Origin of the sequence: Mycobacterium sp. 134, assembly GCF_048282715.1 — a bacterium.
In the GTDB taxonomy this organism is placed as follows: domain Bacteria; phylum Actinomycetota; class Actinomycetes; order Mycobacteriales; family Mycobacteriaceae; genus Mycobacterium; species Mycobacterium septicum.
The window spans coordinates 2,940,610-2,964,378 of the sequence record NZ_JBLVUN010000008.1; the positions used below are offsets into that span (position 1 = coordinate 2,940,610).

General features: G+C 68.0%; 24 protein-coding genes and 1 pseudogene. 13 read left to right on the forward strand and 12 right to left on the reverse strand.

Translation table 11 applies throughout. The annotated features are described in order from the left end of the window. Positions 1 to 92: 92 nt before the first annotated feature. Positions 93 to 479: a hypothetical protein gene (locus ACNQVK_RS18835; RefSeq protein ID WP_273736081.1), complete on the reverse strand. Its 387-nt coding sequence runs from the start codon at positions 477 to 479 to the stop codon at positions 93 to 95. Between the two features lie 90 nt (positions 480 to 569). On the opposite strand from ACNQVK_RS18835, the gene ACNQVK_RS18840 reads away from it, so the two are divergent. The 3 genes from ACNQVK_RS18840 (at position 570) to ACNQVK_RS18850 (ending at position 2,451) form a co-directional block, all read left to right on the forward strand. Continuing rightward, positions 570 to 1,370, forward strand: coding sequence for a ketosteroid isomerase family protein (locus ACNQVK_RS18840; RefSeq protein ID WP_418030705.1), 801 nt, complete (start codon positions 570 to 572; stop codon positions 1,368 to 1,370). A 71-nt stretch (positions 1,371 to 1,441) separates the two neighbouring features. Beyond that, positions 1,442 to 2,005 carry a hypothetical protein gene (locus ACNQVK_RS18845; protein WP_276128843.1) on the forward strand — a complete coding sequence of 188 codons (564 nt, stop codon included), beginning with the start codon at positions 1,442 to 1,444 and terminating at the stop codon, positions 2,003 to 2,005. 44 nt (positions 2,006 to 2,049) lie between these two features. Then, positions 2,050 to 2,451, forward strand: coding sequence for a DUF732 domain-containing protein (locus ACNQVK_RS18850; RefSeq protein WP_418030706.1), 402 nt, complete (start codon positions 2,050 to 2,052; stop codon positions 2,449 to 2,451). On the opposite strand, the gene ACNQVK_RS18855 is transcribed toward ACNQVK_RS18850, so the two are convergent. Next, positions 2,448 to 3,218, reverse strand: coding sequence for an SGNH/GDSL hydrolase family protein (locus ACNQVK_RS18855; RefSeq protein ID WP_418030707.1), 771 nt, complete (start codon positions 3,216 to 3,218; stop codon positions 2,448 to 2,450). The two genes, ACNQVK_RS18850 and ACNQVK_RS18855, sit on opposite strands and share 4 nt — an antisense overlap. Positions 3,219 to 3,319: 101 nt before the next feature. Then, positions 3,320 to 3,619, reverse strand: coding sequence for a hypothetical protein (locus ACNQVK_RS18860; RefSeq protein ID WP_418030708.1), 300 nt, complete (start codon positions 3,617 to 3,619; stop codon positions 3,320 to 3,322). Between the two features lie 299 nt (positions 3,620 to 3,918). Here ACNQVK_RS18860 and ACNQVK_RS18865 point away from each other — a divergent pair, with 299 nt between their 5' ends. Next, positions 3,919 to 4,416, forward strand: coding sequence for an NUDIX domain-containing protein (locus tag ACNQVK_RS18865; protein ID WP_418030709.1), 498 nt, complete (start codon positions 3,919 to 3,921; stop codon positions 4,414 to 4,416). A gap of 4 nt (positions 4,417 to 4,420) precedes the next feature. On the opposite strand, the gene ACNQVK_RS18870 is transcribed toward ACNQVK_RS18865, so the two are convergent. The 5 genes and pseudogenes from ACNQVK_RS18870 to lysA all read right to left on the reverse strand — a co-directional run bounded on the left by ACNQVK_RS18870 (position 4,421) and on the right by lysA (position 10,480). Then, complete coding sequence (locus tag ACNQVK_RS18870; RefSeq protein WP_418030710.1) at positions 4,421 to 5,530, reverse strand: PDR/VanB family oxidoreductase; 1,110 nt, start codon at positions 5,528 to 5,530, stop codon at positions 4,421 to 4,423. Positions 5,531 to 5,541: 11 nt separating this feature from the next. Continuing rightward, complete coding sequence (locus tag ACNQVK_RS18875; protein WP_418030711.1) at positions 5,542 to 6,441, reverse strand: metal-dependent hydrolase; 900 nt, start codon at positions 6,439 to 6,441, stop codon at positions 5,542 to 5,544. Positions 6,442 to 6,538: 97 nt separating this feature from the next. Next, complete coding sequence (locus tag ACNQVK_RS18880; RefSeq protein ID WP_418030712.1) at positions 6,539 to 6,949, reverse strand: hypothetical protein; 411 nt, start codon at positions 6,947 to 6,949, stop codon at positions 6,539 to 6,541. A gap of 79 nt (positions 6,950 to 7,028) precedes the next feature. Further along, positions 7,029 to 9,169 (reverse strand): annotated as a pseudogene (gene malQ / locus ACNQVK_RS18885) (4-alpha-glucanotransferase). A 33-nt stretch (positions 9,170 to 9,202) separates the two neighbouring features. After that, entirely contained in the window at positions 9,203 to 10,480 is a 1,278-nt protein-coding gene (gene lysA, locus ACNQVK_RS18890; RefSeq protein ID WP_418030713.1) for a diaminopimelate decarboxylase, read from the reverse strand. A gap of 78 nt (positions 10,481 to 10,558) precedes the next feature. On the opposite strand from lysA, the gene ACNQVK_RS18895 reads away from it, so the two are divergent. Genes ACNQVK_RS18895 through ACNQVK_RS18905 form a run of 3 tightly spaced genes read left to right on the forward strand, consistent with a single transcriptional unit; the run spans position 10,559 to position 13,365 of the window. Further along, positions 10,559 to 11,167, forward strand: coding sequence for a TetR/AcrR family transcriptional regulator (locus ACNQVK_RS18895; RefSeq protein WP_418030714.1), 609 nt, complete (start codon positions 10,559 to 10,561; stop codon positions 11,165 to 11,167). Further along, positions 11,164 to 12,072 (forward strand): SDR family NAD(P)-dependent oxidoreductase, encoded by a 909-nt coding sequence (locus ACNQVK_RS18900; protein WP_418030715.1) that lies wholly within the window; start codon positions 11,164 to 11,166, stop codon positions 12,070 to 12,072. The genes ACNQVK_RS18895 and ACNQVK_RS18900 overlap by 4 nt, the downstream gene beginning before the upstream one ends. Positions 12,073 to 12,102: 30 nt before the next feature. Beyond that, positions 12,103 to 13,365 (forward strand): MFS transporter, encoded by a 1,263-nt coding sequence (locus tag ACNQVK_RS18905; protein WP_418030716.1) that lies wholly within the window; start codon positions 12,103 to 12,105, stop codon positions 13,363 to 13,365. Here the strand turns inward: ACNQVK_RS18905 and ACNQVK_RS18910 are convergent. Genes ACNQVK_RS18910 through ACNQVK_RS18920 form a run of 3 tightly spaced genes read right to left on the reverse strand, consistent with a single transcriptional unit; the run spans position 13,309 to position 15,280 of the window. Beyond that, positions 13,309 to 13,638 carry a DMT family transporter gene (locus ACNQVK_RS18910; RefSeq protein WP_418034216.1) on the reverse strand — a complete coding sequence of 110 codons (330 nt, stop codon included), beginning with the start codon at positions 13,636 to 13,638 and terminating at the stop codon, positions 13,309 to 13,311. The genes ACNQVK_RS18905 and ACNQVK_RS18910 overlap by 57 nt on opposite strands. Next, on the reverse strand, positions 13,638 to 13,973 hold the full coding sequence (locus tag ACNQVK_RS18915; protein ID WP_044518839.1) for a DMT family transporter: 336 nt from the start codon (positions 13,971 to 13,973) through the stop codon (positions 13,638 to 13,640). The genes ACNQVK_RS18910 and ACNQVK_RS18915 overlap by 1 nt, the downstream gene beginning before the upstream one ends. Positions 13,974 to 14,029: 56 nt before the next feature. Further along, on the reverse strand, positions 14,030 to 15,280 hold the full coding sequence (locus ACNQVK_RS18920; RefSeq protein ID WP_418030717.1) for an acyl-CoA dehydrogenase family protein: 1,251 nt from the start codon (positions 15,278 to 15,280) through the stop codon (positions 14,030 to 14,032). A 186-nt stretch (positions 15,281 to 15,466) separates the two neighbouring features. On the opposite strand from ACNQVK_RS18920, the gene ACNQVK_RS18925 reads away from it, so the two are divergent. From ACNQVK_RS18925 to ACNQVK_RS18950, 6 genes are all read left to right on the forward strand, one after another. Further along, on the forward strand, positions 15,467 to 17,029 hold the full coding sequence (locus ACNQVK_RS18925) for a carboxylesterase/lipase family protein (protein WP_418030718.1): 1,563 nt from the start codon (positions 15,467 to 15,469) through the stop codon (positions 17,027 to 17,029). Positions 17,030 to 17,058: 29 nt separating this feature from the next. After that, positions 17,059 to 17,970, forward strand: coding sequence for a sterol desaturase family protein (locus ACNQVK_RS18930; protein ID WP_418030719.1), 912 nt, complete (start codon positions 17,059 to 17,061; stop codon positions 17,968 to 17,970). Positions 17,971 to 18,267: 297 nt separating this feature from the next. Further along, on the forward strand, positions 18,268 to 18,876 hold the full coding sequence (locus tag ACNQVK_RS18935; protein ID WP_409549651.1) for a LysM peptidoglycan-binding domain-containing protein: 609 nt from the start codon (positions 18,268 to 18,270) through the stop codon (positions 18,874 to 18,876). Positions 18,877 to 19,064: 188 nt separating this feature from the next. Beyond that, positions 19,065 to 19,727: a hypothetical protein gene (locus ACNQVK_RS18940; RefSeq protein WP_418034217.1), complete on the forward strand. Its 663-nt coding sequence runs from the start codon at positions 19,065 to 19,067 to the stop codon at positions 19,725 to 19,727. Between the two features lie 104 nt (positions 19,728 to 19,831). Next, complete coding sequence (locus ACNQVK_RS18945; RefSeq protein WP_418030720.1) at positions 19,832 to 20,326, forward strand: VOC family protein; 495 nt, start codon at positions 19,832 to 19,834, stop codon at positions 20,324 to 20,326. Beyond that, complete coding sequence (locus ACNQVK_RS18950; protein WP_418030721.1) at positions 20,323 to 21,810, forward strand: FAD-binding protein; 1,488 nt, start codon at positions 20,323 to 20,325, stop codon at positions 21,808 to 21,810. The genes ACNQVK_RS18945 and ACNQVK_RS18950 overlap by 4 nt, the downstream gene beginning before the upstream one ends. 13 nt (positions 21,811 to 21,823) lie before the next feature. Here the strand turns inward: ACNQVK_RS18950 and ACNQVK_RS18955 are convergent, their stop codons facing one another. Continuing rightward, positions 21,824 to 23,737: an ABC transporter ATP-binding protein/permease gene (locus ACNQVK_RS18955; RefSeq protein WP_418030722.1), complete on the reverse strand. Its 1,914-nt coding sequence runs from the start codon at positions 23,735 to 23,737 to the stop codon at positions 21,824 to 21,826. Positions 23,738 to 23,769: the final 32 nt, after the last annotated feature.

Below are 23,769 nucleotides of genomic sequence, written 5' to 3' on the forward strand. Positions count from 1 at the left end.
ACCGCCAGTCGAATCCGGCTGGCCAGTTCTTTGACTTTGGGCCAGAAGCCTAGCTGGTCGCCAAGGCGAGCAGTCGCCATTTGGGGCCGTTGTTACTCGCCGGTATCGGTGTCGAGCACGCTGACCGCGATGCCGTAGGGGAGGAACCGCACCCGCCGGACCGGATCGGTGTTGCCCGCGTTGGCCCGCAGGGCTTCGAGCTCGCTGGGATATACCTGCTCGATGTGGGCGCCGCCGGCGTCGTCGACGGTGTAGATGGCCCACACCCCGTCACCCTTCTCGCCGGTGGTCTCGGGCTCGGTCCTGGGCCGCGAGAAGCGGGTCACCTCATCGAGCAGGCCGGCCCACCCGGTGGCCTGGCCGGGATTTGCGATGAACTTGCTCAACCCGTCGAGGGCATCGCGCAACCCTTCACCGGCCTCACGGGCGACGCGGTCGAAGTCCTCAGGGTCGAATCCGAACGGTCCACTGCCACTCATGGCGCTCTCCTCGGTGGTTGTGGGCAATCTCAACGTGTCAAACACCAGTGTGCGCGCACGCGGCGGTGAGCGGGATGGTAAACGAACCATATGGCCTTCACACGGGACGACCTATTAGCCACCGTCGAATTGTCACCGCAGGCAGCGGGTGCACACGACCGCCAGGGATGGGTGGGACTGTTCGCTGCGGGCGGAAAGGTCGAGGACCCGGTGGGTTCGCGGCCACACCGTGGAGCCGCCCAGATCGAGCGGTTCTACAACACCTTCATCGCCCCGCGCGACATCACCTTCCACCGCGACGCCGACCTCGTCGCCGGGTCCACGGTGATCCGCGATCTCGAGCTCGAAGTCGTCATGAGCCCGTCGGTCACCATGCGGATCCCCGCGTACCTGCGCTACGCCGTCGCCCCCGGTACGGAGGGACCGCGAATCGACGAACTGCAGGCCTACTGGGAGCTGCCGGCGATGATCGGGCAATTCGCCCGGGCCGGACTCGGCGCCGTGCCGGTCGGGCTGCGGCTGAGCGCGGCGTTGCTGCGGAACCAGGGGCTTTCGGGCACGCTCGGTTTTGCCAAGGGAATGGGTGGCGCGGGCCGCAAAGGCAAGCGCCTGATCGCCGGCCTGCTCGACGACCTGTGCCGCGGTGACGCGGTGGCGGTGCAACGACGGTTGGGTGCCGACACCGTCATCTGCGCGGGCGACGATGTACCGCTGAGTACGTCCGGGCTGCTGGAGCACACCTCGGGCGCGTCCTGGCGCAAAATGATCGCGTCCGGCCAGAGCCTGGTGGCCGGGCTGGACCGCGACGGCCGCCGGGCGGTCGTGATCGTCGATCTGGGCAGCCGGCCGCACGCGATCGCCCGCTTGCGGTACTTCGCTGACGCGACGTGACCGCGGCACGAACACGCATCCGGGCCCGGCTGCACCATCCCCACATACCGGCGTGAGACCGTAGAAGGATCATGGCTGATCACGCTTACATCACCTACGAGGAATTCGGTCGGCGGTTCTTCGAGGTGGCCGTATCCGAGGACCGGGTCGGCGACGCCATCGGGGCGATCGCCGGCGATGAGTTCGAGCTGGGTCCGATCGCCCAGGGGCCGGGCAAGATCGCCAAGGTGACCGCGCGGGTCAAGATCCAAAAGCCCCGGGTGAGCCGAATCGTCGGCGAGACCATCGAATTCTCCATCCGGATCCCGCTGGAGATCGACATGGTGATCGACCTGCGCATCGACCGGCCCAAGTTCATGGTGTTCGGCGAAATCGCCCTCCGGGCCTCGGCATTGGCCGCCGAACCGCTGCTGCTGATCCTCGATGTCAAGAAGCCGCGTCCGTCCGACATCTCGATCCACGTCACCTCGAAATCGCTGCGCGCCGAGCTGCTGCGCATCCTGGCGGGCGTCGACGCGGAGATCAAACGGTTCATCGCCGCGCACGTGGCCGGTGAGATCGACAGCCCGGAATCGGAGCAGGCCAAGGTGATCGATGTCGCCAAGGAGCTCGACTCCGCGTGGGGCGGGATCTGACACCGAGGCGGGTGCGTCGGGCGTCGGCCCGTACCATTCAAGCCATGCAGCGCAACGTGATCCGGTCCAGTCGAGTGCTCGCGGGTGTCGGGGCATCGGTGGTGACCGGGATCGCAGCGGTCGTCATCGCCGCACCGGCCCACGCCGATCCGGTGGACCAGACTTTCGTCGACGCGCTGAGCCAGGCGGGCGTGGGCGCGGCAGATCCGGCCCAGGCCGTGGCGCTCGGGCAGTCGGTGTGCCCGATGCTCGCCGAGCCGGGGCAGAACGCCGCCGATGTGGCAGCCAAGGTCGCCGATGCCGGCGGGATGTCACTGGGGCCGGCCACGATGTTCACCGGGATCGCGATCTCGACGTTCTGTCCCGCGATGGTGGCCAAGGCCGGCGAGGGCAATCTGACCGGTGGCCCGGCCGATCTGGCCTGGTCGATCCTCGGCTTCGGTTAGGCACTCAGGTACATCAGATCGGGCCGGCGCGGCGAGCGACCGGTGCCGCCCGACTGGCCGCGAAGGTGACGCCACAGCCACGGCATGAGCATGTTCTGCGTCCACAGCACCTGTGAGTACGCCCGGGACCGGAACGACTGGGTCTGGTCACGACCGGTGGCCAGCGCCCAATCATGGTTACTGCCAGGCAATCCGAGTGCCTCCGCGGCTGCCGCGGCGAACAGGCAGTGTCCCTTCGCCGACCCGTGCACCCGATCGGGACTCCAGGTCTCCGGTTCACGCATCGAGGGCGCCGAGTACAGATCGACAAGGTGGAACCCGTAGCGATCGGCGGCACCGTTGACCGCGTCGTTGATCTGGATCACCCGTTTTCCGAGCAACCGGCCCACCGGCAGGATCTGGGTGATGTCCGGGAACGTCGTGGTGACGACGGTTGCCCCGGAATCCGCGAGGGTGCGGTAGACATACTCGAGATCGCCGAGCGCCCGGGTGAACGAGCGCCCGGGCCGGGTCACGTCGTTCATCCCGATGCACACGGTGACCAGGTCGGGCCGCATGGACAGCGCGGTGGGCAGTTGGGTGTGGAGCACATCGCCGATGCGGTGGCCGCGAATGGCGAGATTGGCATAGCCCAACCCCGGGTAGAGCCCGTCGAGGCGTACCGCGAGCCGGTCGGCGAAACCCATCAGGCCGACGGTGTCGTCGCCATCCCACAGTCCTTCGGTCTGGCTGTCGCCCAGGGCGACATACCGGGTGAAACGTCGCACTCTGGGGACTCTAGCGCGCACCGGATCGGGCCCAGCACCCAGACACGTCGAAGGGGCGCCCGAAAAGGGCGCCCCTCCTTGATGTTTCGAGAAGTTTGGGCTTACTTCACGTCCACGTAAACCGTCTTGTTGACGACGTTGGTCTGCAAGCTGTCGCCCGGGTTACCGGAATCTGTCCGGGTGAAGGTCTGCCCCGGTCGTACCGCCACCACCGACGCCTTGTCCAGCGGGGTGGAGCCGACGTGGTTGACGACCACCTTGTAGCCCTGGGCCTGCAGTTCACTGATGGTCTGTTGGGCGTTGCCCGGTCCGGTCGGAGCGGCTTGGGCGGGTGCGGCCAGGCCGATCACCGCTGCGGCTGCCGCGCCAACCAATGCTGTGGCAAATCCGATTCTCATCATCTTTGGTGCCTTCTTTCTTGTTCTGTTATGCCGCGTACGGCGCACCGGTAGGGGATGCCGGTTGGCGCCGTAGCTTGTTCGTATAGGTGTTACACAAGAGTTAACCGGCAGTTCACAAATAAAATTCCGGCTGCACGAAAAGGTATGCAGAGGGCTGCGTCACACTCGGGAACCGGCGGGCGGCTGCCGCGGGCGGGTTCGTGGTGCCGACGGTGAAGTGATCGGAGTTACGAGGATCCAGCAAAGTGTCCTGGATCACCCGCGTTGTCGCGCCCGGGCCCTCGCGTAGCGTGCAAGCCGTGGCAAAGCTGAGCGCCGGTGTCCTGTTGTACCGCTTCGCCGGAACCGATGTGGAGGTGCTGATCGCCCACCCGGGCGGGCCGTTCTGGGCCCGTAAGGACACCGGGGCGTGGTCGGTGCCGAAGGGGGAGTACACCGACGGGGAGGACTCGTGGTCGGCGGCGCAACGCGAGTTCACCGAGGAACTCGGCGCACCGCCGCCCACCGGCCCGCGGATCGATCTCGACCCGGTGCGACAGGCGGGAGGCAAGGTGGTGACGGCCTACGCGGTGCGCGGGGACTTCGATCCCGCGACGGCCGTGAGCAACACCTTCAGTGTGGAGCTGCCCAAAGGGTCAGGACGGTTCGTCGAATTCCCCGAAATCGACCGTGTCGCGTGGGTTTCGGTGGCAGTGGCGCGCACCAAGCTGCTGAACGGGCAGCGTCCGCTGTTGGACCAGCTGATGGCCGCACCCGAACTGGCCGGCTACGGAGAAGGTGACCCGGAGACCGGGTGAGGGCTCAGAGGTCGAGCGTCAGCCGGTCTCCGGCCTCGGCCCGTGACACGCAGGTGAGCAGATAACCCGCGTCACGCTCCGGGTCGGTCAACAACGTATCGCGGTGCTGCACAGTCCCGTCGGTCACCTTGATCCGGCAGGTGCCGCAGAAACCTTGCTGGCACGAGTACGGGGCGTTCACGCCGGCCCGGCCCAATGCGGCGAGCAGGGTCTCGTCGGCTCCGACGGTCACCGAGGCGCCGGTGGAGGCGATGGTCACCGAGAACTCGGCACCGTCGACAACCGGTGGCGCCGCGAACCTTTCGAAATGCAGCTCCACGTCGTCACGGCCGGTGAGCGCGGACCGGATTCCGGTCAGCATCGGGGCCGGACCGCAGGCGTAGACCGTGGTGCCGTCGGGGCATTCGCCGAGAAGATCCTCGGCAGTGGGCAGGCCGTCGACATCGTCAGTGCGGATCTGGATGCGGTCGCCGAACCGCGCGAGCTCATCCAGGAACGGCAGGCTGTCGCGGCTGCGCCCGGCGTAGACCATCGACCAGTCGACGCCCAACCGCGCCGCCAACCCGACCATCGGCAGGATCGGGGTGATGCCGATTCCGCCTGCGATGAAGCGGAACCGCTGGGTGGGCGACCCGTAGCCGGGCACCGTGAGGGCGAACGCATTGCGCGGGCCGTGCGTGCTCACCCGGCTGCCGACCTGCAGGCTGTCGTGCACCTCCAGGGAACCGCCGCCGCCATCGGGGATGCGCCGCACCGCAATTCGATAACGGTCGGCCACGCTGGGATCTCCGCACAATGAGTACTGCCTCACCCGGCCGCTGGCCAGGTGCAGGTCGATGTGCGCACCCGGATACCACGGTGGCAGCGTCCCGCCGTCAGCGGCGGCCAGGGTCAGTGCGATGACGTCCTGATCGTGGGCCACCACCTGCCGATCCGTCACGGTCAAGGTGATCGTGCGGTCGAGCTCGGGCGGAAGCGAGGGCCGCCGCAGCAAGCGGTTCACACCCCACATGGTGGCGATGGACACCTCGGCCAAACCGAGCATGGGATCGTGCCGGAACCGCCCCGACGCACTCGGTGGTAACTGGCGGTAGCGGGACAGTAGAGGCGACATCATCGCAGCCCTCACAGGTGGGCAGCCCGCGCCGCAGGGGAGCTCGCCAGGTAGGCGACGGCCTGGGCCGTCGAACCCATCTCCTCGGGGGAGAAGCCGGGCCTGCAATAGGCCAGGGTGTTGGAGCCGAACATCCGCGAGAACTTCGGCAGCAGCCCCAGCTTGGAATCGCGCATCCGCAACCGGTTCATCCGCCACCAGCTGATGTCGAGGGTCGGATCACTCTTGACCATGGCCCAGCAGCCGCGCTGGAAGAACATGTAGACGGCCGTCGCGGCGATCGACATGGCCCGTACCCGGCTGAAGTAGCTGTCCTGGAAGTAGATCGCGACGTCGTGGGCGACACTGCGGTGCTCGACCTCCTCGCTGCCGTGCCAGCGGAACAGGTCCGTCATCGTCGGGTCGGCGTCGAAGTCCTCCCACGTGCAGTTCAGCACGAAGTCGCCCAGTACCGCCGTGTAGTGCTCGATGGCCGCGATGAGCCACAGCCGGTCGCACAGGTTGGACAGCCGGCGGCGCGGGTCGGTGGACTCGGTCGGGCCCAGCATCTTGGTGAACACGTGCTCGACCATGGCCATCAAGGGCTGGTAGTCCACGCCATGGGCGGTCAGGAACTCGTCGAGCACCTGATCATGGGTCTCGGCGTGGGTGGCCTCCTGGCCGATGAAGCCGCGCATGTCATCGGCGAGCTTGGGATCGCGCACGTAGGGCAGTGCTTCGTTGAACGTCGCGACGAACCAGTGTTCGGCCATCGGCAGCACCACGTTGAACAGGTTGACCATCGTCGCGGCCACGGGGTGGCCGGGGATCCAGTGCAACGGTATGCCGTCGAGATCGAAGTGCACTTTGCGGGCCTGGATCTGTACCGGGCCCGGATCGATCTCATTGTCGAACCGCAACGGACGCAACATCGAGAGCCTCCCTGGGATGAGTGGACTCTCAGCAGTGTACGGATTTAAGTGGGAACAGCGGTACCGGGTTACCCGTCTGGGCGAACCCGGGCTCGCATCAGGCCGGCGGCGGGGTGCCCGCGCCCGGGGCTCCTGCGATCGGGACCACCGGCGTCGGCGTCACCGTCGTCACACCGTTGCTGCCCACCCTGGGGCCGCCAGGGACGGCCGCATTGGCACCCTGCTCGGCCGCGGCCTCGCTGCAGTCCAGCATCAGGATCATCTTGCCGCTGGAGTTGACCTTCTGGGAATCGACCAGGCACTCCGCCTGTGGGAGGGCGCTGCCGAAGGAGCCGCCGAAGGTGGCCTTGACGCCCTGGCTCTTCAGGATCGCCAGCGCCTTCATGTAGGGCTCGCCGACGACGTTGATCGAGGCCGCGGTCGGCTGTGAGGTGGCGGTGCCTGAGGCCAACAGGGCGATCGAACCGGCGGCGAGCAGACCGCCGCCGAGCACAACAAGCTTCTTCACGTGAACTCCGTCAGTCGGGTGCGTTTGCGAACATATCGCAGCTGTGACGAATGTGAAACCGGAGCAGACGCCCCGCGCGTTACATCCGGTCGCGGCCCGGGCGGGCGGTGATCGACGCCATCACGTCGCACAACGCCGCCGCCCGCGGATCCGCGAACACCTCCTCGAGCAGAATTCGCCGGCCGTCGGGACCCGCCAGCGGGATCCGCCAGTTCGGGTATTCGTCGGTGGTTCCGGGCTGATTCTGAGTGCGTACCTCGCCGACCGCGTCGGCCAGTGACAGCGCCAGCAGTTTGGAGGGAGTGCGGCCGAGATAGCGGTAGAGCGCCGACACGATCTGATCGGTATCCGGATCGGGTCCGAGCAGCCGGCCCGGCGCAGCTCGTCGAACCACGCCGCCTGCGCGGTGCGGTCGGCCGCCAGCTCCTCATCGGCCGGCCGGGTCAGCAACCCCAGCTGTTCCCGTAATCGCACGTGCTCGCCGGCCAGGTATCCGGGTGTCGGCGGCAGATCGTGCGTGGTCACCGACGACAGGCAGTACTCGCGCCAGCGTTCGGCGGGGAGGGGCCCGCCGGACTCGTCGGCCTCGAACCACAGGATCGAGGTGCCGAACAGGCCCCGCTCGCGCAGGTAGTCACGCACCCATGGTTCGACCGTGCCCAGGTCCTCGCCGACCACGAGGGCGCCCGCGCGATGCGCCTCGAGCGCGATGATGCCGATCATCGCGTCGTGGTCGTAGCGCACATAGGTGCCTTCGGTCGGTGCGGCACCCTTCGGGATCCACCACAGCCTGAACATGCCGATGATGTGGTCGATGCGGACCCCGCCGGAATGCCGCAGCGCCATGTTGACCACTGCCCGGAACGGTTCGTAGGCCTGCTCGGCGAGGCGGTCCGGTCGCCACGGCGGCTGCGACCAGTCCTGCCCGAGTTGATTGAACTCATCCGGCGGTGCGCCCGCCGTGACCCCCAGAGCCAGCACATCCTGCAGGGCCCAGGCGTCGGCACCGTCGGGATCGACGCCGACGGCGAGGTCGCTCATGACGCCCAGCTCCATCCCCGCCTGCACCGCGGTGGCCTGGGCCGCGGTGAGCTGTTCGTCGAGCAGCCACTGCACCCATCGGTGGAAGTCGACGGCCAGTGGGTCGGCCGCCGCGAATGCGGCCACCTCCGGGTTCGCCGGATGCTGCAGCGCGTGGGGCCAGCCGTGCCAGTCGGCGCCGTACTGTTCGGCCAGCGCGCACCAGATCGCGAAATCCTCGAGGCTGCGGCCCTGTCGGGCCCGATAGGCGGCGTACGCCACTTCCCGGCCCGCCGAGCGTTCAACCCGGTACACCTGTTCCAGCGCGCTGCGTTTGGCCTGCCAGGCCGCGTCGCGGTCGATGGTCGGGTGACGGTCGGCCCGCCTGTTGAGCGCGGTGCGCAGCGCCCGGATGCGGCCGCGGTGCCGGACCGAGGCGAACTCCGGGATGGCTTCCACCCGCAGATAGAGCGGACTGCCGAAGCGCCGGGAGGTGGGCAGGTACGGCGAGGGCTCCATCGGTGCGGTGGGAGCAGCCGCATGCAGGGGGTTGACCAGGATGAACCCGGCGCCGTGCTCGGCCGCCGACCACACCGCGAGATCGGTCAGATCCGTGAGATCGCCTGTGCCCCAGGAGTTTTTCGAGCGAATGCTGTACAGCTGGACGGCCAGGCCCCAGGATCGCCGCCGGCCCAGCCGGGCGGGCAGTTCCAGCGTGGCGGGGGAGATCACCACGGGGGTCTCGATGAAATGCTCTCCGACCCGCAACCGCAGCCGGTGATAGCCCAGCGGCAGGTCCGCAGGGAGTTCGAACGTGGCTTCGCCGACCAACCGGTCCCCGAGGTCGTACGGCGGCCGGTTGTTCTCAAGCTGTCGCAGACCGCTGCGTTCGGTGCCGTCCTCGAGGAACAGCGTCAGGTCGACCGGATCCCCGTGGGTGACGTGCACCCAGAAGGTCGACGCCACCGCCGCCCGGCCCAACACGGTGGGCGGCAGAGCGCGTTGCCAGTACCGGCGGTCGTGGGCGGCCAGAGAATTGATGCGGTCGGCTTCCGTTCCCGCCGGCACGCCGAGCGCCTCCAGCACGGCCACCAGCGTGGACTCCGGGACGTCGGTGCGCCGGCCGGTCCAGTCGTCGAACTCGGCGGCCACGCCGTAGCGGCGGGCCAACTCCAGCAGGGCCGGTGACGAAGCGGTCATGTTGCCAATCTTGGTGCCAAGAACGCGATCGTGTCAGTCGACATCGCGGGACAGCAGGTCCTCCCAGGTGTCGCGGCGCACCGCCAGCCGGGCAGTTCCGTTGTGCGCGAACACAACCGGAACCCGACGGGCGCCGTTGTACTGATTCGACATGGTGTAGCAGTACGCCCCGGTGACCGGCACCGCCAGCAGGTCGCCGACCTTCGGTTCGCGCAGCGCGACGGCGTCGATGAGCTGATCTCCGGACTCGCAATGCCTGCCGACGACGCTGACCGTCTCGCCGCCGCCGACGCGGTCGGCGATGGTGGCCTCGAACCGCTGGCCGGTCAGCGACACCTCCAGGTTGTCGCCCATCCCGCCGTCCACCGCCACATGGGTGATCACCCCACGTTTGACGGTGGTGACGCGGTACAGCGTGCAGGCGCTGGTCGCCACCATGCTGCGACCGGGCTCGACGATGATCCGGCTGTCGTGCGGCAACAGCTCGCGGGCCTGGGTCACCATCGCCTCGGCGTAGTCGTCCAGGCTGGGCGGGTGCTCGCCGTAGGTGTAGCGCACCCCGAGTCCGCCGCCGAGGTCATAGACCTCGAATGTGCCCAGCGCGGCGATCGGTTCCACCGCTGCGGCCAGCTGCTCGACATTGAGCAGCTGCGATCCGACGTGGGTGTGCACACCGTCCAGGCGTAACCGAGCGCTGGTCTCGATCCGGGCGATTGCCGCCCGGGCATCCGCGGGCATCAAGCCGAACTTGGACCCCGCATGGCCGGTGGCCTGCGAGGCGTGCGTGGCAGCCTCGACGCCGGGGATCACCCGGACCAGACACGGTTGCCGGTGGCCGGCGGGCACGATCCGCTCCAGCCGGTCGATGTCGTCGAAGTTGTCGACCACTACCAGGCCCACACCGTGCTCGACAGCCAGCGTGAGCTCTTCGTCGGTCTTGGCGTTGCCGTGCAGCACCAGCCGGGCCGGGTCGGCGCCGGCCTTGATCGCCGACAGGATCTCGCCGCCGCCCGCGACGTCGAGGTGCAGCCCTTCGGACACCATCACCCGCTGGACCGCGGTGCACGGGAAGGACTTCGACGCGAATGCGACATCGCTGCGCGGCCAGCGGCCGCGGAAGGCCGCGAGGTAGTCGGCGGCCCGCTGCCGCAACGCACCCTCGTCCACCACGATCGCCGGGGTGCCGAACTGATCGGCGATGGCATCCAGCCGGCAGCCGCCGACCATCAGCGTGCCGTCGGCGTCCTGCTGCGTTCCCGGCGGGAAGAGCCCGATCAGATCGCCGGCGGTGGCCTCGCTGTGGATCGTCACCGGTCCAGCGTGCCACTGGCGAAGTGTCCGCGAGCGCTGTTAGCCTGTCTGTAACGATCCTTACAGAGGTGGGTTCAGATGACCGTTGCGGCCACGAGACGACAACAGCAGGGCGCGGATTCTCGCGAACAGATCCTCGACGCCACCGAGCGACTGATGGCCACGCGCGGTTACGCCGCCACCTCGATCAGCGACATCCGCAAGGCCTGCGGCCTGCCGGCCAGCTCGATCTACTGGCATTTCGGGTCCAAGGACGGAGTCCTCGCGGCCGTGATGGAACGCGGAGCCGAGCGGTTCTTCGCGGCCATCCCGAGCGGCGGGAGCATCGACGACCAGCTGGCGGTCCTGGCCGACCAGCAGTCGCAGCGCCCCGAGTTTCTCCGCATTCTCTACCTGCTGTCCCTGGAACGCGGCGACGACCCCACGGTGACAGCGGTGGTGCGCCGGGTGCGGGACACGGCCATCTCGCGCTTCTCGGCCGCGGTGCGCGGCCAACTGCCCGCGGACCTGCCGCCACGCCGTGCGGAGCGGGTGGTCGCCGAACTCACGGCATTCGCCGTGGCGCAGTCCGACGGCGTGTTCTTCGCCGGACACCTCGAGCCCGACAGTACCGACGTGGCGCGCATGTACCTGCGGCTGTGGCAGGCCGTCACCGCCCTCATCCCGATACTCCTGGAGGAAAAGTGACCGGCAAGACCGCGATCATCACCGGCGCGAACACGGGGCTCGGATTCGAATGTGCCCGTGCACTACTGGAATCGGATCCGGGCTGGCATGTGGTGCTGGCAGTGCGCGACACCCGGCGTGGGGACGACGCGGCGGCTCGGCTCGACCGTCCCGGACGCACCACGGTCGCTGAACTCGACCTGGCCTCGCTGCGGTCGGTGCGTGACTTCGCCGGCAGATTGCCGGATCTGGACGTTCCGCCGTTGACCGCGCTGGTGTGCAATGCCGGGCTGCAGGTGGTCTCGGGTGCGGCGACGACGGCGGACGGCCATGAGATGACGTTCGGTGTCAACCACCTCGGTCATTTCGCCCTGGTGCAGCAGGTGCTCGGTGCCCTGACGGCCCCGGCCCGAATCGTCGTGGTCAGCAGCGGCACCCACGATCCGGACAAGTTCACGGGTATGCCTGCGCCGCAATACAATTCAGCAGATGAACTACTGCGTCCGCCGGCGGACGGCCTGACCGGCGAAGAGGGCCGGCGTCGCTACACCGCTTCCAAACTCTGCAACATGCTCTTCACCTACGAGTTGGACCGGCGGCTGGGGCACGGGGCCCGCGGAGTCACGGTCAACGCATTCGATCCGGGCCTGATGCCGGGTTCGGGGCTGGCCAGGGACTACGGGAGGGTTCAGCGGCTGGCCTGGCGCCTGGTCATGCCGGTACTGCGGATCTTGCCCAATGTGAACAGCACCAGACGTTCCGGAGCCAATCTCGCCGCGCTGGTCGACGATCCCGCCCTCGACGGCGCCACGGGGGAGTACTTCGAGGGAACTCGCCGGATCCGCTCCTCGCGCGATTCGTACGATCCGGCCCTGGCCGCCGATCTGTGGCAGGTCAGCGAGCGGTTGGTGTCGGCGGTCGGCTAGCTTTCCCGGCGGCCCAGTAGTGTCGCCTCAGTGGCATCCAGACCGGTCTCAGAACAACGCGGCACCGCCGCGCTGCGCCGGGCCCGGATCGCCGTGGGAGCGCTGTTCCTGACCAACGGAGCGATCTTCGCCAATCTGCTGCCTCGCTATCCGGAGATCAAAACCGACCTGCACCTGAGCAACGCGGTGTACGGCGCGGCCGTCGCCTCGTTCTCCGGCGGGGCACTCGTCGCGGGATTGACTGCGGCGACGCTGATTCGACGGTTCCACAGCGCGCGGGTCGCGGTGATCGGCACCGTGGCCCTTTCCGCCTTCGTCATCGCTGCCGGCGGCGCGGGCACACCGCTGATGCTTGCCGCGGCGCTGTTTCTGGCCGGGGCGAGCGATTCGGTGGTCGACGTCGCGCAGAACGCACACGGGCTGCGGCTGCAACGCAGACACGGGCGCTCCATCATCAACTCCTTGCACGCGGTCTGGGCCGCCGGGGCGATCCTCGGCGGGCTCATCGGTGCCGGTGCGATCGCGCTCGGAATACCGCGCGGAATCCAGCTTTCGGTGGTCGGAGTGCTGCTGAGCGCGGTGGCCGTTGTCGCCTACCGCTACCTGCTGCCCGGCCCCGACCATGACGACCACCCGGCCGCACACGCTTCGGCGGCGGGGACCAGGGCCGGGCCGCGGGCGTACCTGATCCTGCTGGCCCTGGTGCTGATTGCCATCGCGGGTGCCACCGTCGAGGACGCCGGAAGCTCGTGGGCCACGCTGTACCTGCGCGACTCCCTGCACACGCCGCCGGCGCTTGCGGTCTCCGGTTACATCGCCCTGGTCGGGTTCATGTTCATCGGCCGCCTGCTCGGCGACCGGCTGGTCGACCGGTTCGGCGAGGCCACGGTGGCGCGGGCGGGTGGCTTGATCGCGGCCGCCGGGATGGGGGCCGCACTGGCCTTCCCGAGCATCGCCACCACGATCGCCGGGTTCGCGCTCGCGGGACTGGGGGTGGCCACGCTGGTGCCCGCCGCCATGCACGGCGCCGATCAGCTGCCCGGCCTGCGACCCGGCACCGGTCTGACCGTGGTCACCTGGCTCATGCGGGTCGGCTTCTTCGGGGCGCCGCTGCTGGTCGGGCTCGTCGCCGATGCGGCCGGATTGCGGGCCGGTCTGCTGGCCGTACCGGTGGCCGGGGTGGTGGCCGCGCTGCTGGCCGGGGTGCTCCCGCGAAGGCCGGCGCCGGTACCCGATTCAGTGGGCGGGGCCGACGCCCGCGAGTTCGATCGTGAACACACCCGACACGATTAACGCGATGCCGAGCATCATCACCGGGGTCAGCGGGTCCTTGAACAGGAACTTGGCGATGACCGCGACAAGAGCGACCCCGCACGCGGTCCAGATGCCGTAGGCGATCCCCACCGGCACGCCCAACGACAGGGCCAGCCACAGCAGATAGAACGACATCACGTACCCGGCGACGACCGGTACGACCCAGACCTTGCGGCGGAATCCGTCCGATGCCCGCAGCGCCAGCGTGGCGAACACCTCGACCAGGATCGCCCCGGTCAGCGCCAGCCACATCATGATTCGGCCCGAGGCGGATGCGATCCGAGTTCGACCAGCAGCACGCCCCCGATGATCAAACCGATGCCGGCCACGATCGGCCAGGTGAACGGGTCCCCGAACAGCACCGCGGCCAGCACGGCCGTCGCCGCGGTACCCAGCGCACCCCAGATGCCGTACGCGACGCCGACGGGCATGCCGGCTCGCAGCACCAGGGTCAGCAACACGAACGCGGCCAGATAGCCGGACACCACCAGCACCAGCCATCCCGCATGGTCCTGGGAAGCGCGCAGCGACAATGTGGCACTGACCTCCGTGGCGACGGCCGCGATCAACAACGCCCAGGTCCGCACCCGACAAACCTAGCCGAGCTCAGGTCGGTGCGGCGTCGCGGTTGTCGCGGGGCGGCTCAGAGCACCAGGCCCAGCCGCGGCGGGCGGGTGCCGTGCAGCGTGTGGTTGCCCAGGTGGACGTACTTCCAGCGGGCCGGATCATGCAGCGAATGGGTGCGCACATTGCGCCAGTGCCGGTCGAGATTTGCCGCCGAGTCGGTACCCGAGGTGCCGGTCAATTCGAAGATGGCACTGGCGATTTCGACCGCGTACTCCTGTGCGAGCGCCTTGGCGGCGGCAACTTGCAGCGACGCGCGCGCCGCAGTGTCCCGCGACAGTTCGGCCTCGGCCAGTCCCTCGTCGACCACCGCGGTGCCGTGGGCCAGCAGGGCCTCCAGTGCGTACAACCGCGCGGTCAGCTCACCGAACCGGCGCACCACGTGGGGCTCCTCGTCGGCGCGGGTCACCCCGGCCAGCACCGCCTCCTTCCACGGCCGTGACCGGGTACCCACGAACTCGGCGCCGTCCTCGAGCGCGGCGCGGGCGATGCCGATGTCTACCGCGGCGTGCAGGGCCTGGTCGTAGGCGCCGAGCACACTGGGCGGCCCGTCGACCGGATCCGGCGCGGCGCCCTCCTCGATCACCAGTTCCCCGGCGACCACGACGTCGGCCAGTCGCACCTCGCCGCTGACGGTGCCGCGCTGTCCGAACGCCGACCACTGGTCCAGATCGAGGGTCACACCGTCCTGATCCGGCCGGATGAACACCGTGGCGGTCTCGCCGTCGCGGCCGGCGATGACGGCGGCCACCGCGATCCACGTCGCACCGAGGGCACCCGTCGCGTAGTACTTGGTGCCGTTGAGCACCCACGTCCCGTCAGCCTTCGGGGTGACGGTCGTGCGCCGGTCAAGGGCGGTCGCGGTGCCGCGTTCGGCGGTGGCATTGCCCAACTGCGCACCGGCCAGGATGTCCGCGTAGATGCGCGGCGCCGGCTGCTGGTGCCCGAGGCCTGAAATCGCTTGTCCGATGACGAAATGCGACAGCAGCAGCTGGCCGATCGCACTGTCGCCGCGGGACAACCGGCGCAGCACCTCGACCTTGACGGCCGCCGACAGCCCCGGTCCGCCGTGCTCGGCCGGAACCACGACGCCCAACAGGCCCGACTCGGCAACCTGTCGCAGTTGGGGCAACAGGGAGGCTCCGGAACGCTCACGCTCGGCGCTGCCGGCGGCGAGTTCGCCTGCCAGCGCCGTGGCGGCGGCCAGGGCCTGTTCCGCCGTGCCCAGCAGAGCGGGAGTGGTGGCTGGATCGATCTCGGTGACGGTCATGGCGGCAGACGCTACGACCGCCGCACCGCCGGGCCGAGGTTTGCAACCAGCGCGAATATTTTCCGGCCCCGCGTAGCGGGTGAGTACCGTGGGGGAGTTCGCCCAGATTCACCGAGGAGCCCGCATGACCGATCCGACACGCGCTTGCACCAGGGGTTTCCCGGGTGCCGACGAGCGGGCCGACTCGTGACGGCCCCCGGCGGTCCGGTCGTCGACACCGGGTACGGCCCGGTTCGCGGGAGCGACGACGGAACCGTGAATCAGTGGCTGGGTATTCGCTACGCGGAGGCACCGGTCGGTGAGTTGCGCTGGCGGTCACCGCAACCGCCCGCGCGCCGGCAGGAGATCGCTGACGCGACCGTACCGGGGCCGGTGTGCCCGCAGATCACCGATCCGAGGCTCCCGCTCGACCTCGGCGGACGCCAGGGTGAAGACAGCCTGGTGCTCAACGTCTGGGCGCCGAGCGGAACCGAGGCCGGCGACGGCAAACCGGTCATGGTGTGGGTCCACGGCGGTGCCTATGTCCTGGGCTCGGGAAGTCAGCCGCTCTACAACGGGGCGGTCCTGGCCGCCGAGGGTGATGCCGTGGTCGTCACGGTCAACTACCGGCTCGGCCCGTTCGGTTTCCTCGACCTGTCCCAGTTCAACGGGCGTCCCGGCGCGAAGGGACTGCGGTTCGACACCAACCTCGGACTGCGTGACGTGCTGTCCGCATTGCATTGGGTACACGACAACATCGCCGCGTTCGGTGGCGACCCGCAACGGGTGACCCTGTTCGGTGAGTCGGCCGGCGGCGGGATCGTCACCACCCTGCTGGCCAGCCCGGCCGCCGAAGGGCTGTTCAGCGCTGCGATCGCGCAGAGCTCCCCTGCGACATCGGTCTACGACGTCGAGCGGTCCCGGGCCGTGGCCGCCCAGTTCCTCAAGCGCCTCGGCATCGAAGGTGACGACGTCGGGCAACTGACCGGTGCACCGGTGCCCAGCATCCTGGCCGCGGCCAAGGAGGTGTTCGACGCGGTTCCCACCCAGACGCCCGGCCTGCTGGCGTTCGCCCCCGTCGTCGACGGCGATGTTGTCCCGGACTATCCGGTGACGGCGGCAAGGGAGGGGCGGACCCACCCGGTGCCGCTGATCATCGGAACCAACGAGCACGAAGCCACGGTTTTCCGCTGGATGAAGTCGCCACTGATGCCGATCACCCCCGGCGCGTTGCGGTCCATGTTCGCCGCGATCGCGGCCGAACAACCCGGTCTGCAGCTGCCGACCGAATCCCAGATCACCTCCGCCTACGCGGGTCTCCGCCCCAAGGCGATCGGATTGGGCATGGCGCGCGACATCGGATTCCGCATGCCGACACTGTGGTTCGCCGAGGGGCACAGCGCTGTCGCTCCGGTGCATCTGTACCGCTTCGACTTCACCACTCCGATGCTGCGCCTGCTGCGGCTCGGCGCCGCCCACGCCACCGAGTTGCCTTACGTGTGGGGCAATCTCGTCGCCGGATCAAAGGATCCGACGTTCAAGCTGGGCGGGCTCAAGCACGGACGTGCGGTGTCGCAGCGGGTGCGTCGCCGATGGGTCAACTTCGCCGCCACGGGGCAACCCTCGGGTGCCCTCGGAGAACCGGTGTGGCGGCCGTACCGCCGCGAGGACCGGGCCGCCCTGGTGATCGACAAGCAGGACAAGGCCGTCGCCGACCTGGACCGCCATCTGCACGCGGCCTGGGGAAGCCAGATACTCAATTTCCGGTGAGACGAATCCGCTGAGACAGAGACATTTACATGGACATGATCAGGTCCGTTCTGGACTTCCTGCCTCCGCCGATGCGGGACCCGGTGTTCTTCGCGATCCCGTTCTTCCTGGTCTTGCTGACCGTGGAATGGGTTGCGGCTCGGCGCCTGGAGCACATCGAATCCGAACGGGCGCCCGCCGGTGCGTTCAACTCCCGCGACGCGTGGGCGAGCATCTCGATGGGGTTGGTGTCCATCCTCACCACCGGCGGATGGAAGCTTCTCGCGCTGTTGGGTTATGCAGGCATCTATGCCTACCTGGCGCCATGGCACCTGCCCGGAAACCGGTGGTACACGTGGGTGATCGCGATCGTCGGGGTGGATCTGCTGTTCTACGCCTACCACCGGATGGCCCACCGGGTGCGGTTGATCTGGGCGACGCATCAGGCCCATCACTCCAGCGAGTACTACAACTTCGCCACCGCACTGCGGCAGAAGTGGAACAACAGCGGTGAGATTCTGGCCTGGATTCCGTTGCCGCTGCTCGGCGTCCCGCCGTGGCTGGTGTTCGCCAGCTTCTCGGTGAACCTCGTCTATCAATTCTGGGTGCATACCGAGCGGGTCGGAAAATTGTGGCGGCCAATCGAATTCATCTTCAACACGCCGTCGCATCACCGCGTGCACCACGGACGCGACCAGCTGTACCTGGACCGCAACTACGGGGGCATCCTCATCATCTGGGATCGGATGTTCGGCACATTCCAGCCGGAGGTGTTCCGGCCGCACTACGGGCTGACCAAGCCGGTGAACACGTTCAACATCTGGAAGCTGCAGACCCACGAATACGTGGCGATCGCCCGTGACGTGCGACGGGCCGGCCGGCTGCGTGACCGGCTCGGCTACATCTTCGGCCCGCCGGGCTGGCAGCCCGCCGAGGTGTCAGAAGCCCAACCGGTCGGGTAGCACGGTCTCCGCAGACCCGTCTTTCGGCAGATTCATTGGCCGGCACAGGAATTGACGCGACCTACGATTCGCGCCGCCCGGGCCGTCCTACCGGAGGAATGCCCTCCGGGCCCCGAATCGCGACACGCCGTGAGTAGGCGATCGGGGCCTCGCGGCGTCGAAATTCCCAGTGTTTCCCAGAGTTTGTGTGACGTTTGAATTCGGGCCGAGCCGAATGGCACCAAAGCAAACTTCAAGTCAGTAAGGTCGACAGAGCCGGGTGCACAATCCGGATCACGGTTCAGAAAGGGGCAATGCGTGGGAGACACACTGACCGAAGGACAGAAGCTGGAGAAGGGTGGTTCGCTCACCTCCAACAACGGCGCGTACACGCTGACGTTGCAGGATGACGGCAACCTCGTGTTGGAGGCACGCGGCCAAGCGGTCTGGTCGACTTCCACCAACGGCCAGGATGTGCAGCGGGCGGAGGTGCAGACCGACGGCAACTTCGTCCTGTACACCTCGGAGAAGCCGGTGTGGCACACCGACACCAAGGGCAAGAAGGACGTCAAGCTCGTTCTCCAGGATGACCGCAACCTGGTGCTGTACGCCGCGGACGGGCCCGCGTGGTCGTCCAAGACCGAGACCTCCGAGCCGCCGCCACCGGCCCCCGAGGCCGCCGCTCCCGAGGTCGAGGTTGCCCCGGCCGCCGTCGAGGAGCCGGTTGCCGCGCCTGAGCCGGCCGCGCCGCCGCCACCCCCGCCCGCCCCCGAGCCACGGACCTACACCGTGGTCTCCGGTGACACCCTCTGGGCGATCGCCGAGCGGTTCTACGGGGACGGCAACAAGTACCAGCAGATCGCCGATGCCAGCGGCATCGCCAACCCTGACCTGATTCACCCGGGCCAGGTTCTGACGATTCCCTGACCTAGAACAGATGCACGGCCCGGACCTTCGTGGTCCGGGCCGTCGTCGTTTTCGGCCGATGGATACGGGTACCCCCGGTAACGAAGTTGCCGTCCGACCGATATTGAAGTCGGTAGGGTGACTTTCACCACGTCCGAAAACGAGGGAGGCCGGCCGTGAACAGTTGGCTTGGTGGGGCGATGCGGGCGATGGCGGGGGTGCCGGTGGCAGGGCTGCTGGTATTTCCGGTTCCGACGGCCGCGGCGGCAGGTTCGCTGGTGTATCCCGGGATGGAGATCCGGCAGGGCACCAACCTGTGCACTCTGGGCTTCGTGGACCCGGCGAGCCGGGTCGGGTTCACCGCGGGGCATTGTCGCGGCGGCGGACCGGTGAACGACCGGGACGGCAATTTCATCGGGCACATGGGTTCGTTCCGGGACAACACGCCCGACGGGGCCACCGTCGATACCAATCACATGATCTCCGACTGGGAGACCATCCAGCTGGCCGGCGACGTCGTGGTGAACAACATCCTGCCGGGTGGCCGGATGCTCGTGGAGGATCCGGCGGTGGTGCCGACGCCTGGGGCCCCCGTCTGCCACTTCGGGGTGGTGACCGGGGAGACCTGTGGCACCGTCGAGGCCGTCAACAACGGCTGGTTCACCATGGCCAACGGCGTGGTCAGCCAGAAGGGCGATTCCGGGGGGCCGGTGTACATCGTCACGCCGGACGGCCGCGCTGCCATCGTGGGGATGTTCAACAGCACGTGGGGCAACTACCCGGCCGCCGTATCGTGGCAGAACGCCAGCGGGCAGGCCCGCAGCGACGGCGCGCCACTCGGCGAGGTGTCGAACCTGGTCGGGCAACCCTGACAGGTGTGAACCGGACGGCCGGATTCGCCCGCCCCGGGCCCGGCGGATCCCAGAACTAGAACACGTTCTAGCTTTCGCGCCGGGTGGGCGATATTCTCATGGCGATGCTTAATCAGACACCTGTCCAGATCGCCTGGGTTACCGCCGATCTGGACGCCACCGAACAAGCGCTGACCACCCTGCTGGGGGCACGCCGGTGGGTGCGCATGCCCGCGGTGCATTTCAGTCCCGAGGCCTGCAGCCACCGGGGCCGGCCCGCCGATTTCGTGGCCGACATCTCGCTGAGCTACGCCGGTGACACCCAGCTGGAGCTCATCGCACCGGTGCGCGGACAGAGTATCTACACCGAGTTCCTGGACCGCCAAGGCGCAGGACTGCACCACATCTGCATCGAGACGGCCGACGCGCAGGCCTTCGAGGCAAAACTGCGCGACGCCGAGGCCGGCGGGACACCGGCCGTATGCCAGGGCGAGATGCCCGGAGGCATGAGATTCGCCTACCTGTCGGCCGCTGGGGCCGGGGTGCCGTATCTGGAGATCGCTTACATACCGCCCGAGATCCGGGCGTTCTTCGAGTATGTGAAACAGGAGCAGCAGTGAAGGAAATCCCCGAGGTCGTCGAGGCTGCGGACGTCGAATCCTGGTCCGACGAGTTCGACGTCGTGGTGATCGGGTTCGGCATCGCCGGAGGTTGCGCAGCGGTCAGTGCCGCGGCGCAGGGGGCCCGCGTCCTGGTGCTGGAGAAGGCCGCGGCGGCCGGCGGGACCACCGCGATGGCCGGTGGGCACTTCTACCTCGGCGGTGGCACCGCCGTGCAGGAGGCGACCGGGCACCCGGACACCGCCGAGGAGATGTACAAGTACCTGGTCGCGGTCTCGCGCGAACCTGATCTGGACAAGATCCGCGCCTACTGCGACGGCAGCGTCGAACATTTCAATTGGCTTGAGGCGCTGGGCTTCCAGTTCGAGCGCAGCTTCTACCCGGGCAAGGTGGTGGTGCCCCCGGGCACCGAGGGGCTGTCCTACACGGGCAACGAGAAGGTGTGGCCGTTCACCGAGCAGGCCAAGCCGGCTCCGCGCGGGCACTCTGTGCCCGTACCGGGGGAGTTGGGCGGCGCCGCGATGGTGATCGACCTCCTGCTGAAACGCGCCGAGACGCTGGGCGTCACCATCCGCTACGAGGTCGGGGCCACCAATCTGATAGTCGACGGCAGTGCGGATGACCGCACCGTGGTCGGCGCCAAGTGGAAGCACTTCGGCGAAACCGGTTGTGTGAAGGCGAAATCGGTCATCATCACCGCCGGTGGCTTCGCGATGAACCCCGAGATGGTCGCCGAATACACCCCGGCGCTCGGCAAGAAACGTCGCACCAAGCACCACGGTGAGGTCGAGCCCTACATCCTGGGCAACCCGAACGACGACGGCCTTGGCATCCGGATGGGCGTCGCCGCGGGCGGCGTCGCCAACGGCATGGACCAGCTGTTCATCACCGCCGCGGCCTACCCTCCGGAGATCCTGCTGACCGGCGTCATCGTCAACAACCAGGGGCAGCGCTTCGTCACCGAGGACTCCTACCACTCGCGTACGTCGGCGTTCGTCCTGGAACAGCCCGATCAGCAGGCGTACCTGATCGTGGACGAGGCACACATGGAGATGCCCGCCATGCCGCTGATCCAGTTCATCGACGGCTACGAGACGATCGCCGAAACCGAAGAGGCACTGGGCATTCCGGCCGGGAACCTCGCCGCGACCCTGGAGCGCTACAACAAGGACGCAGCCAACGGCGAGGATCCCGACTTCCACAAACAGCCCGACTACATCGCGGCACAGGACACGGGCCCGTACGCGGCCTTCAACCTGTCCCTCGGCATCGCCATGTACTCCGGATTCACCATGGGTGGGCTGACCGTGTCGATCGACGGCGAGGTGCTGCGGGAGGACGGCAGCGTCATCGCGGGCCTGTACGCGGCGGGGGCCTGCGCCTCCAACATCGCCCAGGACGGCAAGGGGTACGCCAGCGGTGTGCAGCTCGGCGAAGGGTCGTTCTTCGGACGCCGCGCCGGTACCCACGCGGCGGCCCGCTAGCCGGCGCGACTCGTCAGGTCGGCGAGCCGACCGGCGCGAGGTTCCACCGACCGTCGCCGAGCAGTTCCAGGCGACGGTCGTGGAGCCGGTTGACGCTGTCTCGATGGCTGATGCTGACCACGATGCAGTCGGGTAACCGGGTGCGCAGCGTCGTGTACAAGGCGTGCTGCTGACCGGCGTCGAGTGCCGAGGTGGCCTCGTCGAGGAACACCGCCGACGGTTTGGCCAGCAGGACCCGGGCGAACGCGATCCGCTGCTGTTCGCCCGGGGACAGCACCTTTCCCCAATCGGCATCCTCATCCAGGCGGGATGTCAGGTTTCCCAGCGCGACTGCGTCGAGCGCGGCCCGGATCTCGTCGTCGCCGTAGGCGCCGGCCGGCGAGGGATAGCAGACCACCGTCCGCAGATCGCCGAGCGGGGCATAGGGGAGTTGGGACAGGAACATGACCCCACCCTGCTCGGGATAGCGCACCGTGCCGGATCCGTACGGCCACAGCCGTGCCAGGCTGCGCAGCAGCGTCGTCTTGCCGGTTCCGGACGGCCCGGTGATGACCAGCGAATCACCGGGAGCAAGCTGCATGTCGAGGTCGTGCAGCAGCAGATCGCCTTCGGGTGACCGCACTTCGACGTCCTCGAGTTCGACCCCGCCGTTGGCGCTCACCCCGGTATCCAATCGTGGTAGCGCCCTTGCCTGTTCGTTCGCGGCCACCAGGCCGTCGAGGCGGATGATGGCGGCCCGGTATCCGGCGAACGCGTCGTACACCGAGCGGAAGAAGCTCAGGGAGCTCTGCACCCGGTTGAAGGCGCTCGATGACTGCAGCACGTCGCCGTAGGTCAGTTGACCCGCGAACAACCGCGGCGCCTGGATGATCAGCGGGAGCGGGTCGATGATCTGGTTGATGGACCGATTCCAGCCGAGGAACGCGACCCCCCGGAGCACGAGCCTGCGGTAGTTGGAGATGACCCTGGCGAACCGATCCGCCAGCGTGGCGCGTTCGGTGCGTTCGCCGTGATAGAAGCCGACCGCCTCGGCTCCGTCCCGGACCCGCACGAGGGCGTACCGGAACGCGGCGTTGGTGAGCGAGTTGCGGAAGGTCAGCCGGATCATCGGCCTGCCGATCCAGATCGCCACGACCGTCGTGACCGCCACCCACAGCAGCGCGATCCAGAACAACGCCTTCGGCACCGTGATGCCCAGAATCGTCAACGGCCCCGCGAGATTCCACAGGATCGGCGTGAACGCCACGACCGAGACGATCGAGTACACCGATCCGAACAGCAGCGTCTGCGCCGTGGCGACGGTCGGCGTGTTGGTCTCGGGCCCGGTACCGGTGGTGAAGACGTCGATGTCCTGCTGGATGCGCTGATCCGGGTTGTCGATCGGGGTACCGCCGAAGCCGCCGATGAATCGGCCGCGGTAGTAGGCGCGTTGATCCAGCCAGTCGCCGGTGAGCCGATTGGTGAGCCAGACCCGCCACCGAACGATGAAGTACTGCATCAGATACAGGTCGAGCAGGGTGCGCGTGATGTCGGCCGTGACCAGCATCGCGAAGATCAGGATCGACTGCCAGAAACCGTCGATTCCCGAACGGCGTACCGCCTCATCGCCAGAACCCGCACCGGAGAACGCCACCTGCAGCGCGGTGGTCTGGTCGTTGAGGTAGTAGCTGAACAACACGTCCATGCGCACCGAGAGCATCACCGACAGGAGCAGCACTCCGAGCAGTGCCCACACCGGAATGCTCTGGCGCCCAAGGAAATAACCACCCGTGATCCGCCAGAACTGGCGGCCCCAGGTGGTGATGCGGGCCAGCACGGCCAGGACGGCCACGAGTGCCACCGCGCCGATCGCCCACGCCTTGAGGACCCAGAACAGCGACGCAAGGATTTCGTTGCCCCAGTCCAGCGACTGGGTGAACATCTCCATACCCCCGGAAGTTACCGGGAATTACCGCCTGA

What these genes read in the sequence shown, in the direction of transcription:
- ACNQVK_RS18835 (WP_273736081.1), bottom strand. Translation starts at nt 479, where the DNA reads ATGAGTGGCAGTGGACCGTTCGGATTCGACCCTGAGGACTTCGACCGC.
- ACNQVK_RS18945 (WP_418030720.1), top strand. Translation starts at nt 19,832, where the DNA reads ATGCTTAATCAGACACCTGTCCAGATCGCCTGGGTTACCGCCGATCTG.
- ACNQVK_RS18940 (WP_418034217.1), top strand. Translation starts at nt 19,065, where the DNA reads ATGGCGGGGGTGCCGGTGGCAGGGCTGCTGGTATTTCCGGTTCCGACG.
- ACNQVK_RS18840 (WP_418030705.1), top strand. Translation starts at nt 570, where the DNA reads ATGGCCTTCACACGGGACGACCTATTAGCCACCGTCGAATTGTCACCG.
- ACNQVK_RS18870 (WP_418030710.1), bottom strand. Translation starts at nt 5,530, where the DNA reads ATGTCGCCTCTACTGTCCCGCTACCGCCAGTTACCACCGAGTGCGTCG.
- ACNQVK_RS18875 (WP_418030711.1), bottom strand. Translation starts at nt 6,441, where the DNA reads ATGTTGCGTCCGTTGCGGTTCGACAATGAGATCGATCCGGGCCCGGTA.
- ACNQVK_RS18930 (WP_418030719.1), top strand. Translation starts at nt 17,059, where the DNA reads ATGGACATGATCAGGTCCGTTCTGGACTTCCTGCCTCCGCCGATGCGG.
- ACNQVK_RS18860 (WP_418030708.1), bottom strand. Translation starts at nt 3,619, where the DNA reads ATGATGAGAATCGGATTTGCCACAGCATTGGTTGGCGCGGCAGCCGCA.
- ACNQVK_RS18955 (WP_418030722.1), bottom strand. Translation starts at nt 23,737, where the DNA reads ATGGAGATGTTCACCCAGTCGCTGGACTGGGGCAACGAAATCCTTGCG.
- ACNQVK_RS18845 (WP_276128843.1), top strand. Translation starts at nt 1,442, where the DNA reads ATGGCTGATCACGCTTACATCACCTACGAGGAATTCGGTCGGCGGTTC.
- ACNQVK_RS18920 (WP_418030717.1), bottom strand. Translation starts at nt 15,280, where the DNA reads ATGACCGTCACCGAGATCGATCCAGCCACCACTCCCGCTCTGCTGGGC.
- ACNQVK_RS18895 (WP_418030714.1), top strand. Translation starts at nt 10,559, where the DNA reads ATGACCGTTGCGGCCACGAGACGACAACAGCAGGGCGCGGATTCTCGC.
- ACNQVK_RS18850 (WP_418030706.1), top strand. Translation starts at nt 2,050, where the DNA reads ATGCAGCGCAACGTGATCCGGTCCAGTCGAGTGCTCGCGGGTGTCGGG.
- ACNQVK_RS18910 (WP_418034216.1), bottom strand. Translation starts at nt 13,638, where the DNA reads ATGTGGCTGGCGCTGACCGGGGCGATCCTGGTCGAGGTGTTCGCCACG.